Source organism: Burkholderia sp. BCC1985, assembly GCF_905339915.1.
Classification (GTDB): Bacteria; Pseudomonadota; Gammaproteobacteria; order Burkholderiales; family Burkholderiaceae; genus Burkholderia.
The window spans coordinates 1-1,411 of the sequence record NZ_CAJPGY010000107.1; the positions used below are offsets into that span (position 1 = coordinate 1).

Genomic DNA, 1,411 nt, shown 5'->3' on the forward strand with positions numbered 1-1,411 from the left:
GATCCGCGCGGTGTTGTCGGCCCGCTCGACGAACGCGCCGATCTGCGCGAAATCGAAGATCTCGTTGCGCAGCATCGTGCTGTAGAAGCTGCCGAGGATCAGCGCGGTTTCGCGCTTCACTTCGTCGAGCACCGCCGGCAGCCCGCTCTCCGGCACCGGCTGCGCGAGCGCCTGGCGCAGCGCGAGCCAGGCGCCGTTCACGCTCTCCCACGCCTCGCGCGTGAGCGCCGTGCGCACCATCCGCGCGTTCGAGCGCGCGGCCTCGATGCACGACAATACGCTCGACGGATTGTCGCGGTCGCGCAGCAGATAGTCGGTCACGGTATCGGCGGCATACGCGTCGTACTTCTGACGATAGCCGTCGTCCGCGCCCGAGCTGACCAGCACCGACGACCATTCGGCCGGCGCGTCGGACGTGCGCGTGAGCGCCATCCGCAGCCCGGCATCGACGATGCGCGCGATGTTCTCCGCGCGCTCGATATAGCGGTACATCCAGTAAAGACCGCTCGCAGTTCGTCCCAGAAGCATCTCGTGTCCACTCCGTCTTCGTTCGGTTCGCGCGCCGGCTGCGGCGCGCGCGGTCGTGCCCGGCTCAGTCGGCCAGCACCCAGGTGTCCTTGGTGCCGCCGCCCTGGCTCGAGTTGACGACCAGCGAGCCTTCCTGCAGCGCGACGCGCGTGAGCCCGCCCGGCGTGATGCGGATCCGGTCCGACACCAGCACGAACGGCCGCAGGTCGACGTGGCGCGGCGCGAGGCCGGCTTCGGTCAGGATCGGCGTCGTGGACAACGCCAGCGTGGGTTGCGCGATGTAGTTCGCCGGACGCGCGCGCAGCTTCGCGGCGAACGCCTCGATCTCGGCCTTCGATGCGCACGGCCCGACCAGCATCCCGTAGCCGCCCGAGCCGTGCACTTCCTTCACGACCAGTTCGTCGAGATGCTCGAGCACGTATTTCAGGCTGTCGGCCTCGCCGCAGCGCCAGGTCGGCACGTTCTCCAGCAGCGCCTTGCGGCCCGTGTAGAACTCGACGATCTCCGGCATGTACGAGTAGATCGCCTTGTCGTCGGCGATGCCGGTGCCCGGCGCGTTCGCGATCGTGATGTTGCCGGCGCGGTAGACGTCCATGATCCCGGCCACGCCGAGCACCGAATCGGGGCGGAACGTCAGCGGATCGAGGAACGCGTCGTCGACCCGGCGGTACAGCACGTCGATCGGCCGGAAGCCTTCGGTGGTGCGCATCGCGACGCGGCCGTCGACCACCTGCAGGTCGCTGCCCTCGACGAGGTGCACGCCCATCTGGTCGGCGAGGAACGAATGTTCGTAGTACGCGGAATTGTGGATGCCGGGCGTGAGCACGGCGATGGTCGGGTTGTCGGCGTTGCCGCCCGGCGGGCACACCGCCGCGAGCGACTG

Annotated in this window: 2 protein-coding genes; both read right to left on the reverse strand. The window is 68.9% G+C overall.

Annotation, left to right across the window (positions count from 1 at the left end):
* The coding region (locus U4Z31_RS36830) for an alpha-E domain-containing protein (protein ID WP_185722970.1) at positions 1-528 on the reverse strand (528 nt) is incomplete at its 3' end.
* Between the two features lie 64 nt (positions 529-592).
* Positions 593-1,411 (reverse strand): circularly permuted type 2 ATP-grasp protein (locus U4Z31_RS36835; RefSeq protein WP_321812979.1); only part of this gene is annotated, 819 nt, incomplete at its 5' end.